The organism is Agathobaculum hominis, assembly GCF_014288055.1.
GTDB classification, from domain to species: Bacteria; Bacillota; Clostridia; order Oscillospirales; family Butyricicoccaceae; genus Agathobaculum; species Agathobaculum hominis.
This window is the reverse complement of record NZ_JACOPK010000005.1, coordinates 171,018-187,035: the sequence shown is the minus strand read 5'-3', so window position 1 is coordinate 187,035 and position 16,018 is coordinate 171,018. Positions and strand designations below refer to the sequence as shown.

16 protein-coding genes and 1 pseudogene are annotated in these 16,018 nt (G+C 50.2%); 9 read left to right on the top strand and 8 right to left on the bottom strand.

Translation table 11 applies throughout. The features are described 5' to 3' along the window. Positions 1-46 precede the first annotated feature (46 nt). Together H8S02_RS07090 and pta are read right to left on the bottom strand one after the other, a co-directional pair. Positions 47-487: a hypothetical protein gene (locus H8S02_RS07090; RefSeq protein ID WP_186969925.1), complete on the bottom strand. Its 441-nt coding sequence runs from the start codon at positions 485-487 to the stop codon at positions 47-49. An 88-nt stretch (positions 488-575) separates the two neighbouring features. Then, positions 576-1,586: a phosphate acetyltransferase gene (gene pta, locus H8S02_RS07085; RefSeq protein WP_186969924.1), complete on the bottom strand. Its 1,011-nt coding sequence runs from the start codon at positions 1,584-1,586 to the stop codon at positions 576-578. 220 nt (positions 1,587-1,806) lie between these two features. Between pta and H8S02_RS07080 the strand changes: the two genes are divergently transcribed. From H8S02_RS07080 to H8S02_RS07065, 4 genes and pseudogenes are all read left to right on the top strand, one after another. Beyond that, positions 1,807-1,968 carry a hypothetical protein gene (locus H8S02_RS07080; RefSeq protein WP_186969923.1) on the top strand — a complete coding sequence of 54 codons (162 nt, stop codon included), beginning with the start codon at positions 1,807-1,809 and terminating at the stop codon, positions 1,966-1,968. Then, entirely contained in the window at positions 1,965-3,344 is a 1,380-nt protein-coding gene (locus H8S02_RS07075; RefSeq protein WP_186969922.1) for a recombinase family protein, read from the top strand. Before H8S02_RS07080 ends, H8S02_RS07075 begins: the two co-directional genes overlap by 4 nt. Positions 3,345-3,367: 23 nt before the next feature. Beyond that, positions 3,368-3,862 (top strand): annotated as a pseudogene (locus H8S02_RS07070) (sigma factor-like helix-turn-helix DNA-binding protein); the annotation flags it as partial. Positions 3,863-3,907: 45 nt separating this feature from the next. Then, on the top strand, positions 3,908-4,717 hold the full coding sequence (locus H8S02_RS07065; protein WP_186969920.1) for a PD-(D/E)XK nuclease family transposase: 810 nt from the start codon (positions 3,908-3,910) through the stop codon (positions 4,715-4,717). Between the two features lie 114 nt (positions 4,718-4,831). On the opposite strand, the gene H8S02_RS07060 is transcribed toward H8S02_RS07065, so the two are convergent. The 3 genes from H8S02_RS07060 to H8S02_RS07050 form a co-directional block, all read right to left on the bottom strand. After that, entirely contained in the window at positions 4,832-5,290 is a 459-nt protein-coding gene (locus tag H8S02_RS07060; RefSeq protein WP_243166447.1) for a sporulation initiation factor Spo0A C-terminal domain-containing protein, read from the bottom strand. Between the two features lie 778 nt (positions 5,291-6,068). Next, positions 6,069-6,725 (bottom strand): hypothetical protein, encoded by a 657-nt coding sequence (locus H8S02_RS07055; RefSeq protein WP_186969918.1) that lies wholly within the window; start codon positions 6,723-6,725, stop codon positions 6,069-6,071. Positions 6,726-6,741: 16 nt separating this feature from the next. Further along, a complete protein-coding gene (locus H8S02_RS07050; protein WP_186969917.1) occupies positions 6,742-8,928 on the bottom strand; it encodes a zinc ribbon domain-containing protein in 2,187 nt (728 codons plus the stop codon). Positions 8,929-9,367: 439 nt separating this feature from the next. Between H8S02_RS07050 and H8S02_RS07045 the strand changes: the two genes are divergently transcribed. From H8S02_RS07045 to H8S02_RS12820, 5 genes are all read left to right on the top strand, one after another. After that, positions 9,368-9,706: a helix-turn-helix domain-containing protein gene (locus H8S02_RS07045; RefSeq protein ID WP_186969916.1), complete on the top strand. Its 339-nt coding sequence runs from the start codon at positions 9,368-9,370 to the stop codon at positions 9,704-9,706. A 433-nt stretch (positions 9,707-10,139) separates the two neighbouring features. Continuing rightward, a complete protein-coding gene (gene istA / locus H8S02_RS07040; RefSeq protein ID WP_186969915.1) occupies positions 10,140-11,147 on the top strand; it encodes an IS21 family transposase in 1,008 nt (335 codons plus the stop codon). After that, positions 11,144-11,491 carry a Mu transposase domain-containing protein gene (locus tag H8S02_RS07035; RefSeq protein WP_186969914.1) on the top strand — a complete coding sequence of 116 codons (348 nt, stop codon included), beginning with the start codon at positions 11,144-11,146 and terminating at the stop codon, positions 11,489-11,491. The genes istA and H8S02_RS07035 overlap by 4 nt, the downstream gene beginning before the upstream one ends. Beyond that, positions 11,475-11,708, top strand: a complete 234-nt coding sequence (locus H8S02_RS12825) for a transposase (RefSeq protein WP_186969913.1) — start codon at positions 11,475-11,477, stop codon at positions 11,706-11,708. Before H8S02_RS07035 ends, H8S02_RS12825 begins: the two co-directional genes overlap by 17 nt. Before the next feature lie 116 nt (positions 11,709-11,824). Then, positions 11,825-11,962: an IS3 family transposase gene (locus H8S02_RS12820; protein ID WP_407926396.1), complete on the top strand. Its 138-nt coding sequence runs from the start codon at positions 11,825-11,827 to the stop codon at positions 11,960-11,962. Positions 11,963-12,059: 97 nt separating this feature from the next. Here H8S02_RS12820 and H8S02_RS07025 read toward each other — a convergent pair whose 3' ends face one another. The 3 genes from H8S02_RS07025 to H8S02_RS07015 are packed head-to-tail and all read right to left on the bottom strand — an operon-like array spanning position 12,060 to position 16,016. After that, a complete protein-coding gene (locus H8S02_RS07025) occupies positions 12,060-14,600 on the bottom strand; it encodes a YfhO family protein (RefSeq protein ID WP_207722082.1) in 2,541 nt (846 codons plus the stop codon). A gap of 58 nt (positions 14,601-14,658) precedes the next feature. Further along, the gene (locus tag H8S02_RS07020) at positions 14,659-15,072 is read right to left on the bottom strand and encodes a GtrA family protein (protein WP_118722570.1); all 414 of its coding nucleotides are present in this window, start codon (positions 15,070-15,072) and stop codon (positions 14,659-14,661) included. Next, positions 15,069-16,016: a glycosyltransferase family 2 protein gene (locus H8S02_RS07015; protein WP_118722571.1), complete on the bottom strand. Its 948-nt coding sequence runs from the start codon at positions 16,014-16,016 to the stop codon at positions 15,069-15,071. Before H8S02_RS07015 ends, H8S02_RS07020 begins: the two co-directional genes overlap by 4 nt. Between the last annotated feature and the right edge of the window lie 2 nt (positions 16,017-16,018).

Here is a 16,018-nt window from a genome sequence, read left to right as displayed (position 1 = left end):
CACGCCGGAGCAGGAGTTCTTTTTGTTTTATCTGTGCATTATATTACTACCAGTATATCGTATCTGCCAATTCCTGCTCGCAGGCGTCGAGGCATATTTCATGCAGGCGCTGCACGGCGTCCTCACTGCCGCGCAGCCTGTGCATCCATCTTCCGTCACAGGTGACATAGAATTCCGGCGGATAGTAATAAAGATAGAGCGGCTGGCCGTTATAATCCGTCTCGAGCTGGTAGGTCAGCTTTCCCTCCGGGTATCGGCCCAGAATTTCGGGAATGCTGTTCATTTTGATCTGCGGCAGCAGCTGGCGCACCTCATCCGTGTCGAGCCAGCGCGTAACATACGCCGAATACTGTCCCTGTATCGTGCCCAGCACCTCGATCTGTCCGATGCCCTCCGCCTTCGGCATCGGCGCATACGGCACGAGCCACGCCGCGAGCGCGATGCACGCCGCAGACGAGGCGAGCGCGTAAGTCAGTCTTTGTTTCACTGCGTTCCCTCCTCACTGAAAAAACAAACCGCCGGCGCGAAGGTTTGTTTTCACGCCGGCGGCTGATGATACGGTTTTTAAGCTGAAATTACTTCAGGCCTGCGGTGATGATCGCCATCTGGTAAACCTCGTCTGCGTTGCAGCCGCGGGACAGATCGTTGATCGGAGCGTTCAGACCCTGCAGGATCGGGCCGTAAGCTGCGAAGCCGCCCAGACGCTGAGCGATCTTGTAGCCGATGTTGCCTGCCTCGATGGACGGGAAGATGAAGGTGTTGGCCTGGCCTGCAACCGGAGAGCCCTTGCACTTGGTAGCAGCAACGACCGGAGATACAGCAGCGTCAAACTGCAGCTCGCCGTCGATCGCCAGATCCGGGTTCATTTCCTTTGCGTACTCGGTAGCCTCGCGGGACAGAGCGACCGTGCCGCCCTTGCCGGAGCCCTTGGTGGAGAAGGACAGAACAGCAACCTTCGGGTCGATGCCGAAAGCCTTTGCGGTGTTTGCGGTCTCGATGGCAACCTCAGCCAGCTTCTGGCTGCCCTTCAGGGTTACGTTGCCTTCCTTGTCCTTGCTGTCCGGATAGTCGATGTTGATCGCGCAGTCGCCCATAGCCAGCTTCTCCTCGACGCCGTCCTTCTCGCGAACGAGAATAAAGCAGGAGCTTACGAGGTGTGCGCCCGGCTTGGTCTTGATGAGCTGGAGCGCCGGACGAACGGTATCAGCGGTGGAGTAGGTAGCGCCGCCGAGCAGAGCGTCAGCCTTGCCCATCTTGACGAGCATGGTGCCGAAGTAGTTGCCCTTGGACAGTGCAGCGCGGCAGTCCTCCTCGCTCATCTTGCCCTTGCGGAGCTCTACCATCTTGGCTACCATGGCATCCATCTCCGGATAGGTTGCCGGATCGATGATCTCCATGCCCTCGATATCAAAGCCGCCCTTTGCAGCAGCAGCCTTAACAGCCTCTACGTTGCCGACCAGGATGGAGTCCATCAGGCCGTCCTTCTTCAGGCGGGAAGCAGCCTCAAGAATACGGGCATCCTCGCCCTCGGTAAATACGATGGTACGCTTTTCAGCCTTCAGAGCCGAAATCAGGTTCTCAAACATATTTCATTCTCCTTCGTTATCTCGTCCGTGCAGGCATACCTCACCCGCAGACAAACGTTTTCTATATACATTATACACCCGTGCAGGCGTGCTCACAAGACAAAATTTAGCTTTACCTGTCGGAAAAGCTGAACCCCCGGCTCTCACAGGGTTGCAGTGGGCAGTTTCGGGGGAAACTTCCGATGCAGGGCAATGTTCCCCTGCGGAAAGGAGCTTTTCCATGCAGATCATCCGATATCTGAACGGCGTCCCGCTCTCCGGCGCGATGCCGCCGCTCGTCCTGCCCTTCTCCCTGCCGCGCCAGCATGTTCCATTGCCGCCGCGTGCGCGCTCTGCTATACTGAAGGCGGAGGAACGCAGTCCCGGAAAGGGAAAACCATGAAACACACCGCTTTATACCTGCGCGTTTCGACCGAAGCGCAGGCCGACGAGGGCTATTCGCTCGCCGCACAGGCCGAAAAGCTCGAAGCCTACTGCCGCATGAAGGGCATCGACCGCTTCACGCAGTACGTGGACGGCGGCTTTTCCGGCTCGAACCTGTCGCGCCCGGCCGTGACGCAGCTCATCGACTGCATCCGCCGCGGCGAAGTCGAGCGCGTGGTCGTCTACAAGCTCGACCGCCTGAGCCGCAGCCAGAAGGACACGCTTTACTTGATCGAGGACGTTTTCGCGCCGCACGGCGTGGATTTCGTCTCGATCAACGAAAACATCGACACCGGCACGCCCTACGGCCGCGCCATGATCGGTATTCTGTCCGCCTTTGCGCAGCTCGAGCGCGAGAACATCTTCCTGCGCACGCGCATGGGCATGGTCGAGCGCGTCCGGCAGGGCTACTGGCCGGGCGGCGGCAAGATCCCCTTCGGCTACGATTACGATGCCGCGAAGGGCATCCTCGTGCCCAATCGTGATGCGGACACCGTGCGCGAGATCTACGCGCGCTATCTCGCCGGCGAGTCCGCCGGGGGCATCGCCCGGGCGCTCGGTCTGCGTTACGAGCATCTCGTGCGGCAGATCCTCGACCGCGAGAGCAACACCGGCGTTATCCTGTACAAGGGCGAGCGCTATCCCGGCCGCCATGAGCCGCTCATCGACCGCGAGACATGGCTGCGCGCGCAGCGCCGCCTGCACCGCCCCAACCGGCCGCGCGCCGCCGACGGCGGAAAGCTGCTGACCGGACTGCTCGTGTGCGGCCACTGCGGCGCAAAAATGCGCTATCAGAAATGGGGCCGCGCCGGAGACCGGCTGGTCTGCTACTCGCGCGACAAATCCAAGCCGCATCTCGTCCACGACGAAAACTGCCCGAACCGCGGCATCATGGCGCAGGAGATCGAGCGCATCGTGACCGCAGACCTTGCCCGGCTTGCCGCGCAGCCAGATCCGCCGTCCGCCCCGGCCGAGGACGAGCAGAGCTGCCGGAAAGCGCTCGCCCGTGCGGAGCGAAGGCTGCGGCGGCTGTACGAGCTGTACGCCGAGGACGAGGACGACACGCTCCGTGACGCCATCGCACGCGCGAAGCAGGACAGAGACCGCGCCTCGGAGGCGCTTCTCGCGGTGCAGCAGCGTGCCGGACAGGACGCAGAGAAAGAGGACGCGCTCGGCGCACTGCGCACGGTCGGCGCGCAGTGGGACAGTCTGGACGCGAGAGAGAAGCAGTCGCTTGTCCGCGCCTGCGTGGACAGGATCGTGCTCCGAAATGACCGCATCGAAATATTTTACGCCATCGAGGGCGCGGAACGCTCGGAGGTCCGCGCCGGATAGCTGTTTTTCCCCTTTGAACGTTCATGCCGATGATCATTGGGGAAATCCGCCGCTACCTGCGCGACAACAGCACGCTGCGCGTCTCGCGAAGCCTGCGCGACACGGCATACCGTGCTCTTCAGGCCAAGGAGGCCTTCGTGCGCGAGCATCAGCGCGAGCCGGATATTGTCGAGCTTGCCCGGGCGATGAATGTGCCCAAGGAGGAGGTCGTTTTCGCGCTCGACGCCATTCTCGACCCGGTCTCGCTGTTCGAGCCGGTTTTTCATGACGGCACCGACACGGTCTGCGTCATGGATCAGGTCGGCGACACGCGCAATACGGACGACCACTGGCTCGCCGCCATTGCCCTGCGCGAGGCCATCGACGGTCTGGATGACCGCGAAAAGCGCATCATCCGCCTGCGCTTTTTCGAGGGCCGCACCCAGATGGAGGTCGCTCGTGAGATACACCTTTCGCCAAACAAAAGGAAACAAGAAAAAGGGCAGAAAGCGGGGAAAACAGCCGCCGTCACGGCTTGAACCGCCCGGATTTCCATGGTATATTATAGATAAGGATGTGACGTTATGTCCGACCTGGATTTCGAGCGCAAGCACGCAGAGGATTTGCAGCGGCTGCGCGGTTTTCGCCTGCTGGATGATGATTTTATGAATAAGGTGTTTGAGGACAAGGCCTGTGCCGAGTTCCTGCTCCAGATCATCTTACAACGCACCGATCTGCGCGTACAGCGCGTACATGGTCAGCACGATATTAAGAATTTGCAGGGGCGCTCTGTGCGGCTGGATATTCTGGCCGTCGATGAAGCAGACCGCGTTTACAATATCGAGGTGCAGCGCAGTGACAAAGGCGCCGGCGTCAAGCGTGCCCGCTATAACAGCAGTCTGCTCGACGCCAATGTGACCGAGCCCGGCGATGAATATGAGAAGCTGAACGAAACTTATGTCATTTTCATCACGGAGCATGATGTACTGGACGGCAGCTGTCCGATCTATCACATTGACCGGACGGTCAGAGAAACCGGCGCATTGTTCGGGGACGAGTCGCATATCCTGTATGTAAACGCCCAGATCAAAGACGATACGGCTCTGGGGCAGCTCATGCACGACTTTTCCTGCACCAGCGCCGAAGAGATGCACTATCAAATTCTGGCGGACAGAGTTCGCTATTTCAAAGAAGATACGGAAGGAGTTGCGACTATGTGCAAGGCTATGGAAGATATGAGAAATGAAGCGGCGCGTGAAGCCGATAAAGCCAGAATGGTCAGGATTGCGCGGCGTATGTTGAACTCCGGCAAATATACCTATGAAGATATTGCCGATGCGCTGGAAATCAGTGTTGACGAAGTCAAGGCTCTGACTGAGAGCAGGCCAGCTTAATCTCTCCCGCTAAAAATTGCAGCTGAATAACAGCAAAAAATCCCTCCGGCTCCACCCTGTTCGAGTGGTTCCGGAGGGATTTTCGGTTTTATCAGATGATTCGGTGTGTCCCTGTCATTCTGTTTCGTTACATACCGCTTCGCCATACCAGTCGGGAATCTGGTTCCCATATTGTTCCTGCATCATCTGTGCGAGCGCCATGATACATTTTTTGTTTGTCGGTCTGCTGTGAAATCTCAGAATCGTATTTTGCGGATCGCCCTTCACCCGGCGCAGGCCGCCGCCATTCCATGCCGACGTGATCGCGTGCCGCACCGAACGCTCCACCGCGTGCACCGTTGTGCCGTACATGGCGGCAACGCTCGGATATACACATTTTGTCACTCCGACCTGTGCCGCAGGCTCGAGCAGCAGCTCAATCACCGCATCACGCAGATAATTGTACCCCGAAACGTGCGGCGGGATGCCGAGATTAAAGATATATGGCGTTAAGCGAAATTCAATTTCTCTCGCAGCAATCGTGCGCAGATTTTCCGCATGCAGCCCAGTTCCCCGCTCAATTCTATTCTTCATCTTATACACGACCTTCCTTTTGATTCTGTATTTCCAGCTTACCTCCTGCCTATACAAAAGTTATATCATAAGATTTCAAAGGAATAAAGTATGATTTTTTCGTGTAATATCCATTATTTCCCTATCGCGTCGAAATTCCGTATTCCAGACAGCATTTTATACAAATAATTTCCCGAATTTTGCATCTTCGTGTTAAGATACCGTTAAGGAAATCGTCCGAACACGGCAAGTGCCGTTTTGCCACATTTTCCCTATTTCGAAAAAGTGCTTGCTGATTTTTCGCCCCTGTGACAGATTTCCGCGCGTTCATTCCCTCCATCCCCTGAAAATCTGCTGATTTTTCACATCAGAATTTTCACCAGAGTGTTTCGAAAATTTCATGAAAATTAACAAAGCCGGAGTAAACCGACATATCCCCAGCAGATAAGACATTATCGTACAATTAGCTATATAAATATTCATTATTTTTCGCAAGGTTCTCTACAGAACTGTGCTCGAACGACTACGCAGAGTGCGAGCACGGCTTGCGTACCGTGAAGCCGCAGGATGTTACGAAGCATCTCGACAGGCGCACTGTGAGGCATTTTTGCTGTGCATTTTTCTGCACAAAAGCGCATTGACCGCTCGGGTGGACTCCGAAACGGTCAACGACTACTTTAAGTTTTGATCAATTAGGGGCTGACTGCGGTAGCAACGTCCCTTTCTGTTTGATTATACCGTGCGCTCCGGCTTTGTCAATACGACACGGCCGGAACTTTTTACATTGATAGCGTCTCAATCAAAGCTTATATCCGAGCTTGCGGTACTGCTCCAGATGCTTATGCGCCCGGACGCACTGTTTCTTTCTCTTGCGGTCCTTCGCGCCGCCCGCGATGCAGCACAGCACCAGAACGGCGGTAATCAGCAGCGCAATCGGGAAAAACATCGTCACGACAAGGCCGATAACGGCGATCAATACCGTTCCCATCGCGAGTTTGGAGACCTCTTCTTTTGCCGCAGGCAGGTCTGCCTCCAGCGCCAGTTCGTCGTGCAGCCGCTTGCTCATCAGCCGGTCCAGCTCGGATACCATGACCGCCTTGTCCTGGTCGGAGTAAGTTCCATCAAGTACGCGCTGACGCAGGCCCATGTATTCCTGTTCGGTCGAGCAGAGCGTAAACATCGCTTCGATCTGGCTGATCGCGCTGCTCTGCGCATCCTGCGTAATCTTGATGGACGGCGCTGCTGCCGGGGTTGGAGTCGGAGCCGAGATTGGTGCTGCCGCAAGCTCCGGCTTATCCGTTTCTGCCTGAACAGCAGACGCTTTAGGCACTTTAGCGCTGAAATACTCTGCCGTATCGATCTTATGTCCGCAGAAGCTGCAAAAGCCGAACGGTTTCTCATCATTCAGCTTGATCGACTTTCCGCAGGCCGGACAGGTTGCATCTTTGATTGCCATTGTAATTCTCCTCTGTTTACATCATTTTCTCGCCGCATTCCATACAGAACATGGCGCTTATATCGTTTTCCGCACCACACGAAGCGCAGTACCGGAAAAGCGGTTCACCGCAGCTGCCGCAGAACCGTGCGCCCTCTTCTACTGCCTCGCCGCAGGACGGGCAAAACCGAACCGACGATGCAGGCAGCGCAGGCTCTTCCTGCGGAGGCTCGCAGAGCGCTTCCGCAATCACGCCGCCAAGCAGCACATGTACGATATTGCCGACCAGCTGTGCGAACTCGCCGAGATGATGCGGACCGATCTCTTCCGCCGGAAGAACGACCGTATTGCTCAGCTGAAGATACGGTTCAGCTAACGTGGCATGCACTGTCATTTCCGTAATCTCATTCAGCGCAAGCCGTTCACACGCATCGCCGTCCAGCCGGTACACCGCCCGGTCGGTAAAGAAAGCCGTGAGTTTCTGTGCGCCCTCTGGCGCGTCCCGATAAAGCACCGTCGGGATTTCAGGCGGCTCCTGCTGTTCCGCAATGCTGCGCATCCTCTGCCAGACATCTTCTCCGGTCTGCCACCGCGACATCGGATTAGGGAGCACCTGCTGTACCTGCCCCGGGAATGGGTTGCTGCACAGCACGGCATCTTTCAGCAGCTGCATTCGCTCCGCAATCCGTTCTCGGCGTTCGATATCGATCTGCGGCAGTTCCGCCGCGAACCGGCTGAGCAGACGTTTGCAGCTAAGTGCACCCGAAAACGGCGACAGTCTGCAAATCGATGCTTCGCGGAGAAATGCTTGCAGCATTTCCTTGAATTGCGGCACGTTTTCGAGGTCTTCCAGTGAAAACTGCGCTCTCTGCGTGCGCGTATGCAGCTCCATCATGGTACTGGACGGAAATTCGATCTCAATTCTGTCTCCGTACAGCGGAAAATGGACAAAATGCGCCTGCTCGTTCTCGAATGTGGTGATGTGCAGCATGGTATCAGTCAGACACAGCACCTGCCTTGTCATGCTGTACAGCAGCATTCTTTCGACCGTCATATCGCAGATCATATTGATAAACTTTTCGCTCTCCGGGTCAAGCTCGGCATTCGAGTTCTCATCGTACTCGCTGTCGATATTGACGAGGGATTCCCCAAGTTCTGCACTGCCGAAAATCTTCCGGTACTGCCGCGTCATCTCCTCCTGGAACGAACCCTGCTTCGCCTGTAAAATGACCACCTGGTCTTCTACCCGCTCGACCTGTTCGCGCACCAGCGGATGCGTGACCGAAATTTCCTTCAGCGCTTCGGCGCACTTTCGTGCCGCACCAATGTCTGACAGGTACGGATAGTCATCCAGAACAGCAGATACCTGCCTCCATTCCATGCGAACAAGGTCCGCTTCCTCTTTTGTCGGCAGGAGAACGCCCAGTGCGGTGCGCTCCTGTTCATCCTTCAGCCGGAGCAGCTCTTGCAGCTTCGCCTGGGCCTTGTTTTTTTCGCTCAGCCAGTCGTTATCATCCGCTGCGTGATAGCGTTCCGCCAGCTCGTCAAGCGCCTGTATTTTCTTCTGTACTGCGATGATCGTATCGCTCGGCATGTCTGCAATATAGGAAAGCTGTGCTTCAATGACCGCCGCCCTCTGCTTCAGATATTCTTCCCGCAAATGCAGATATTCGGACAGCGACTGTAGTTCCTTATCGTCCTCCGGATGCAGTCGATACAGTTCTCCATATATGCTGGGCTTGTACGGATAAAGCTGCACGCATTTTATCAGATAGTCGAAATACTGTTCGTCCGAAAGCTGTCCCTTCCGGTGCTGCGCCGCCGCATTTTTGAACGTCGCGTTTGCTTTCTCCTCATCATAATCCGGCATTTCAACATGCAGTTCATACCCGACGGTTTCTAAAACCTCATAAAAGATGCGCTGGCAGCGGAGATAAAACGCCTCCTTCAGCATTCCGCTTTTCTGCACATGCTGAAAGACCTGGCGTTTCGTGCCTGCGATCTGAGCCCAGTCTCCTGCCGCGGCAAATGAGTCGCCGACACCATGAATCAGTCCGCTGCCTGCGTTCAGCATACCGGCCATCACGGCGCCTTTGATCGCACCCGAAAAACCAAATCCGCCGCCCTGCCAGTGTCTCCGGCTTGCCTTTTGCGCGGCACGGTACTGCTCCTGCTGCTCACGAGCCTGCTCAATCTGCTCCCGTGCCTCGTACAGTTCCTTCATGCAGGGTTCGTAAATCAGTTCGTTTTCGTATTCTCCGTAAAAGCTCACCGGCGTATAGGACAGAACACCAGCACTCGGCAGAATACCCACGGACGATATCACAAGGTTCCGTATGCGGCTGTCCGCTCCCTCAGGCAGGTATCGAAAGATGTCTTCAAACGAAGAAATATTAGACGAATAAAACCGGTCGAAATCTTTCACCGTCTCGTTATATCGCGGCCAGAATTGCTGTTCGATTGCATTATAGATATCCTGCGCATGTGAAAAACGGATTTCTCTTCCGTGCACCGTAAACGCATGCTCTCTGTACTCCATCGGCAGTCCCCCCTCAGTTGTCTTTATTATACACCCAAAGTTCCCTCATTTCCACCCTAATAGTTTATTCTTTGCAGGAACTATCCGGGGTACACTAAATGAAAAGACTTGACGGAGGAACAGAATGGACTGGATAGCGATTGGCGGACGAATCCGCAAGCAGCGCGAGTATTTAGGACTGACGCGCGAGCAGTTTGCTGAAAAACTGGATATTACGCCGAAATTCTGTTCAGATATCGAGCTCGGCATTAAGGGTATGTCTGTCCCGACGCTGTGCCGTATCGCCTCGACGCTCAGCCTGTCCACCGACTATATCCTGTTCGGAAAGCAGGAAAAGAAGGACAAATTCTGGGCATTCAAGGCGCTTTCTCCGATGATCGAGAGCGTAACACCGAGTCAGCTTCCTTATCTGGAAAACGTGCTGAAAACGGTTATCAGCGCCATGAATCATAAAGAGGATTAATAAAAAAACAAACGGGAAGGACCATACTCGATGAATATGGTCCTTCCCGTTTCAGCTTTTTGTATGTGCAGTCATCCTGTTGTACATTTTCTGTATAAAAGCGCGATGACCGCTCGGATTAGGCCCCGAACGGTCATCGACTAAAAATCGATACTTAACAAGGGTTCTGACTGCGGTAGCAGCGTCCCTCTATATTTTTATTATAACGTGCGCTCCGGCTTTGTCAAGGCGACAGAGCTGGAGCTTTTTGCTCGATGTATTTCCTACCTTCATCCTGCCCTCTTGCATAAATCGCTATAAGAGCTCCATCTGCACGGAGTTTTAGTCCAAGCTTGCCGGAGTTTTAGCTCCACTCTGCCGCATTAGAGCGCCAAAGCCTTTATAATGAATATGCACGGCAACTGCTGTTACACATTTATCTGGAGGTTTTGAAATGACAGACTATTTGAAAATCCTGCGGCTAGACTATCTTGACTACAGTCAGCGGAGAATCGCAGACAGCGCACGCTGTTCACACCATACTATTCGTAAGGTATTAGAGGTAGCAAGCAAGGCCAATATCCACTGGCCCCTTGAGGATGATATTACCAACGCCGAGCTGGAGCGGATCCTTTTCCCAGACAAGTACCAGAAAATCAGCACTTACGTTGAGCCGGATTATCCGTACATCCACCGTGAGCTTGCAAAGCCCGGCGTTACGCTGACGCTTTTATGGGAAGAATACTGCCGCAAATGCTATGAAAGCAGCCGCACGCCGTACATGAGCACTCAGTTCGGTGACAAATACCGCAAATGGGCTCGCATTACCAAGGCAACCATGCGTATTCAGCATAAGCCAGGAGATACAATCCAGGTGGACTGGGCTGGAGATACTGTTCCAGTATATGACTCAGTTACTGGCGCACAGAGTGCGGCTTATCTGTTCGTAGCGGTGCTCCCGTGCAGTTGTTACGTCTATGCAGAAGCCTGCGACGACATGAAAACAGAGAACTGGCTGAACTGTCATGTTCATGCGTTCAACTATTTCGGCGGCGTAACACGGCTGCTTATCCCAGATAACTGCAAAACTGCAACAACGTCTAACACCCGTTATGAAACCATACTGAACCGCAGTTACCAGGAACTTGCCGAGTATTACGGTATCGCAATCGTGCCGGCGCGTGTCCGCAAGCCGCAGGACAAAAGTGCTGCGGAAGCGTCTGTTCGTCTGGTGGAAACCTGGATTATTGCGGCGCTGCAGGATATGAAGTTCTTCTCGTTGCGCGAACTCAACGAAGCTGTTGCTGAAAAACTCGAAGAACTGAACAACCGGGAATTCAAGCAGCACACCGGCACGCGCCGCAGCGCTTATCTTGAGGAAGAACAGGCGTATATGCTGCCGCTGCACCGTTTGAAGCCGCTGTCTGATCTGCCGCCAAGGTGCCGAACGACTATCTCGTGAGTGACGGCCGGAACAAATATTCCGTTCCATATAATCTGATTGGCGAAAAAGTGGACATTCGCGTAACAAAAACTATTGTTGAAGTGTATTTCCATGGAAGCCGCGTTGCGAGCCACCGCCGTTTGCAGACAAAGCAGCGTGAACCGTTGATGAAGCTGGAGCACATGCCGCAGGAGCATCAGCGTTATCTGACATATAACGAAGATGATTTCAAAACCTGGGCAATGCCCGTTGGACTTATGACAGAAAAGACAGTACAGCATTTTCTTGACTCTGGAAAGACACCGGAACAGGAATACAACGCCTGCGCAAGCTTGAAAGAACTCGGTGATCCCGTTACTTGAAAACGTTCTGGAGAACTCTCTGAGATTTTATGCATTTCCCAAGCCGGATGCTCGGAAAATTTTATCTTTCAATATGATTGACCGGTTGAATTGTGAAATTCAGAGACGCATCAGCGTGATTAGAATTTTCCCTAATGAGAACTCTTATGTTCGTCTGCTGACAACATATCTTATGGTTCTGGAATATGCCGAAAAACGGTCTATCTCCAGAGTCTAGCCTATCCAAGAAGCCATTACGGCAGCGCTATTCACCGCAACTTGATTTCATTTTCAGGGATCCTTTTTGTGAACCTCACTTGACACGGTCATTTTTCATCTATACTCTATCACAGTTTGACGGTTACTATTGAATATCTGAACTACTACAATGACCGCAGGATCAAGGCCAACTTAAAGGGCTTGCCGCCCTCAATTCACAAGCATCAAACCCTTTCGGTTCCTGGAACAATTTCTACATTGAATTTTTTCTAGCCTTTTGGTGGGCTTCAGATTCGAGAATATGTTGTTGAAAATACAACTACGGGAACCATTTACACAGTTTCTGTATGGATATGAGCTGATATCAAGATTAAATACTTTTTTTCTCGCCACTTCTACTATTTTTTCTCTTGAATCGCATTATCTTCATCACAATAATACCGAACACGGTCATGCAAGATATTAGAATACCTATTTTCAAATATCGAATATGATACTTCAGTACAATATTATTAGTGCCATTAGTTATCTTAATGCTATATAAGCAGTCGCCGATTGATTCAACTTCCGCTTTCTTTCCGTTCAAGGTAATATTCCAACCATCATCTACCGGAATAGACATAAACAGTCGTTCATCATCTTGTGTACTTGATATACTTGCGGTAACCAGTCCGTTTTCTACGGATAAAGTATCTACCCGCTGACTGTTTGCGATTTTTGCATATTGAGATAGCACATTCAAGTTCAATGAATAAAATTGTACCATATCCCAGTTGAAATTATCCGCATCTGTTTTAACTTCCATTTCGCATGACTGATTAGCATCATTAGGAATATAAAATACCGTCGGTGAAAGCCAGCATGCATAATCTGTTATAAATTCGCCATTTATGTAAATAGCTGAATTGGCACCATACTCCCAAGGTACAGACCCATATACGGCTAATGTCGAGCTATCATCGGGCATATCCAGTTGGATTTGGGCACCATACCCATCATCATTGACTCGGACATTGTATTTCACCGGGGTATACAAGTTTTCTGTTAAGCCAAACAATTGACGATACAGTTCGTTCTGATACTCAAATGGATTTGTTGTATTCTTCGGAGTATATTCGGTATCCTTATATGTAAAAGCCAATGGGAATGCATATGGATTTAAATAAATGCTTTTTCCATTATTATCAGGTTCACGAATTTTTACAAGACCTTCTATATCATAAGGTGACAGGATGTATTTAACACCTAAAAGAGAATCCGCACCCAGAATTGATGTGTTGGTGATACACATATTTTCACCATTAATAGGATATCCTAATCTGTTCAAAAATTCTCGTTGGTTATCGTCTGGAGAAGAAGTATAGCCACTGATTGATGCATAATTATATGACAACCCTTCATTATAGTTTGCAGTTAATCCATTGTCACCCATATTGCGAGTGGTAGTTTGAGAAATACGATAAAGTGAATCATCAGCTGAATTTATCGTCGAAATAGTATTCTCTTGCCCTTCTCGATAAGATTGATATCGACTGATCCCATCAATAGAATAGTAGTTGATTAAACAATTTGCATTGAACGCAATATCAAACAGGAACAGTCCTCCAAATGCAATAAATAATATATTTCTAGAGAAAGCATTTACTTTAGAAAATCGTGCAATCAAAACTAATGCAGATTGCAATGCAATGCTTAATGCCGTCAGATAAACATACTTAAGATCATTGATTGGCTTACAATAATACAAAAAGATTAGTGCAGATGAGAAAATCAAAGCTGTTGAGAAAAAACGATGCGCTCGCTTTTCGTCATTGAGTTCATGATAACCAATTACTGAAATGAATAAAATAGAAAAAATAGAAACATATGAATAGCGATAGTGATAACTGCTAACCCATTGAAACAGAGAAAACACCGTATACAGCGGATTCCAGTAAAAAATTAGAAGTGATCCGCCAAGAAGTCCTGAGAATAATATTCGTTTGCGTATATCAACTCCATGATAAAAAAGTACAGCCATTGCAAAAATGATTGTAATACTACCGCAAAATAGTGCAACACTTCCTAATTCACTTGTAGCGCCATATGTGTATTTTTGAATAGCCGACGGAAATTCTCCCAAAAACGACAAATCCATTAAGCTACCAAAATGCAAAGATCCTCGTGTACTCTTTTTTAGTGCACCAATAGTTGGAATAAACAAGGCAGCACTGACCAGTACACCCAGAATCATATTACTTACATATATTAGTGTGCTTTGAATGAAATTTTTGATAGTAGCTTTTTGTTCAATAGAATGTAGTGCAAATTCAAACAAAAACCAAACAGCAGAGAAAACACAGTCAATACCTGCAGAATACCAATTAAATATAATAGCGCTTCCGACTATCAATGGAAGCGACCAGAATTTTTTATGGGCAACAATATTGGAAATTTGCAGTAAAATAAGCGGCAACATATATACGCCGTCCAACCACATAATATTACTACTTTGAGCAATATTATATTGGCATAATCCATATCCGATTGAAGTCAGAAGATAAATTATACTATTATCATTAACCTCCCAATCGAATCTATTGATAGCAAAGAAAGCAAATGTCATAGCCGACAGTGATAGTTTTAAAGCAACTACTAAATCAAAAAAAGTATGAAGTTGCGCGTTTCCAAAAAATATCAACAAAAGATTGAAGGGAGAAGATAAATAATAACTAAAAACTGCAATATTAGATCCTCCCAGCGTTTTCCCAAACGAGTATCCAATAGAGTTATTTCCAATTAATACATCTTTATAGTACGAGAAAAAGTCAAGATACTGTATATCTCCATCCATAACCACTAGAGAACGATCTCCAAAAGGAGCGAGACCTTTAATCGCAAATAGTATGATTAATATAGTGAATGTTATCATTCCCGAAAGGGTAATTACCCCGATTTTACTTTTTCGCTGTGATAGTATCATCAAGAATTTACCCCTTTCGTTTCTTGAATGCAAAAAAACGCTGACCGCAATAATTGAAGGCCGTAAACAGGCACATGCCTACGAACATCGAAACATTATCACGCACTGAAGTTACTACGCCGCTCAGCAGGTAGAGGCACAGCGGCTTTGCAATACCATATGCCAGTAGATAGCATACTGCAATATTCACCGCAAATCGCACAACCTGACCAATGCTCTTTTCCTTATTCTGAAAAGTAAAGAATTTGTTCAGGAAAAAGCTCAAAATACTTGTCAGAATATAATTCGATGCCGAGGAGACCCAATAGCTGCAATGCGCTAGATTATACAAGCCAAACATGATTGCCGTGCCTACCAGCGTATTTATAACACCTACCAGGATGAAACGAAGGACTGTATTTTGAATAATTTTCTCTTTCATACTCGATCCTCATTCGTTTCCTGCACGATGTAAATCGGGCGTTTCTTTGTTTCCAGATACGTTTTTGCGAGATATTGTCCCAGAATACCCATGCAGAACAACTGCACACCGCCTAGAAACAGAATAACGCACATCATACTCGGCCAACCGCCTACTGCATCGCCGAATGCAAGCGTTTTGACGAGAACGACACATACAAATAACAATGCAACTACGCACAGCAAAATGCCAACGATCGAAGCGATTGCCAATGGCGCGGTCGAAAAGGCTGTAATACCTTCCAGCGAATACAGAAACAGCTTCCAGAACGACCATTTTGTTTCACCGGCAACCCGCTCGACGTTTTCATATGGCAGCCACTTGGTACGGAAACCAACCCAGCCGAAAATACCCTTGGAGAAACGATTATACTCCGTCATAGACAGAATCGCATCCACCATTTGACGCGTCATCAGTCTGAAATCTCGAGCGCCATCTACAATATCCGCGTCCGAAATGCGGTTGATCAGCTTATAAAAGCACCGCGCGAAAAAACTGCGGATAGGCGGCTCTCCCTTGCGGGTAACACGGCGTGTTGCTACGCTGTCGTATTCTCCACTCTGCAAGGCTTGATACATCTCCGGCAACAAAGATGGAGGATCTTGCATATCCGCGTCCATAACCGCAGCATAGTCGCCTGTACAATTCTGGAAGCCTGCATACATTGCAGCCTCCTTGCCGAAATTACGGGCAAAGGATATGTAGCGGATACGCTTGTCCTCCTGCGCCGCTTGACGCAGAATTTGTAAAGTCTTGTCTCTCGAACCGTCGTTTATAAAAAGGATCTCAAAGTCCAATTGGAAGGTGGTGGACATGTTGTCCGCCACCTTCCGTATCTCCTGCAGGAAATACGGCAACGCCGCTTCTTCGTTGTAGCAGGGGATGATTATTGAAATATTTTTCAATT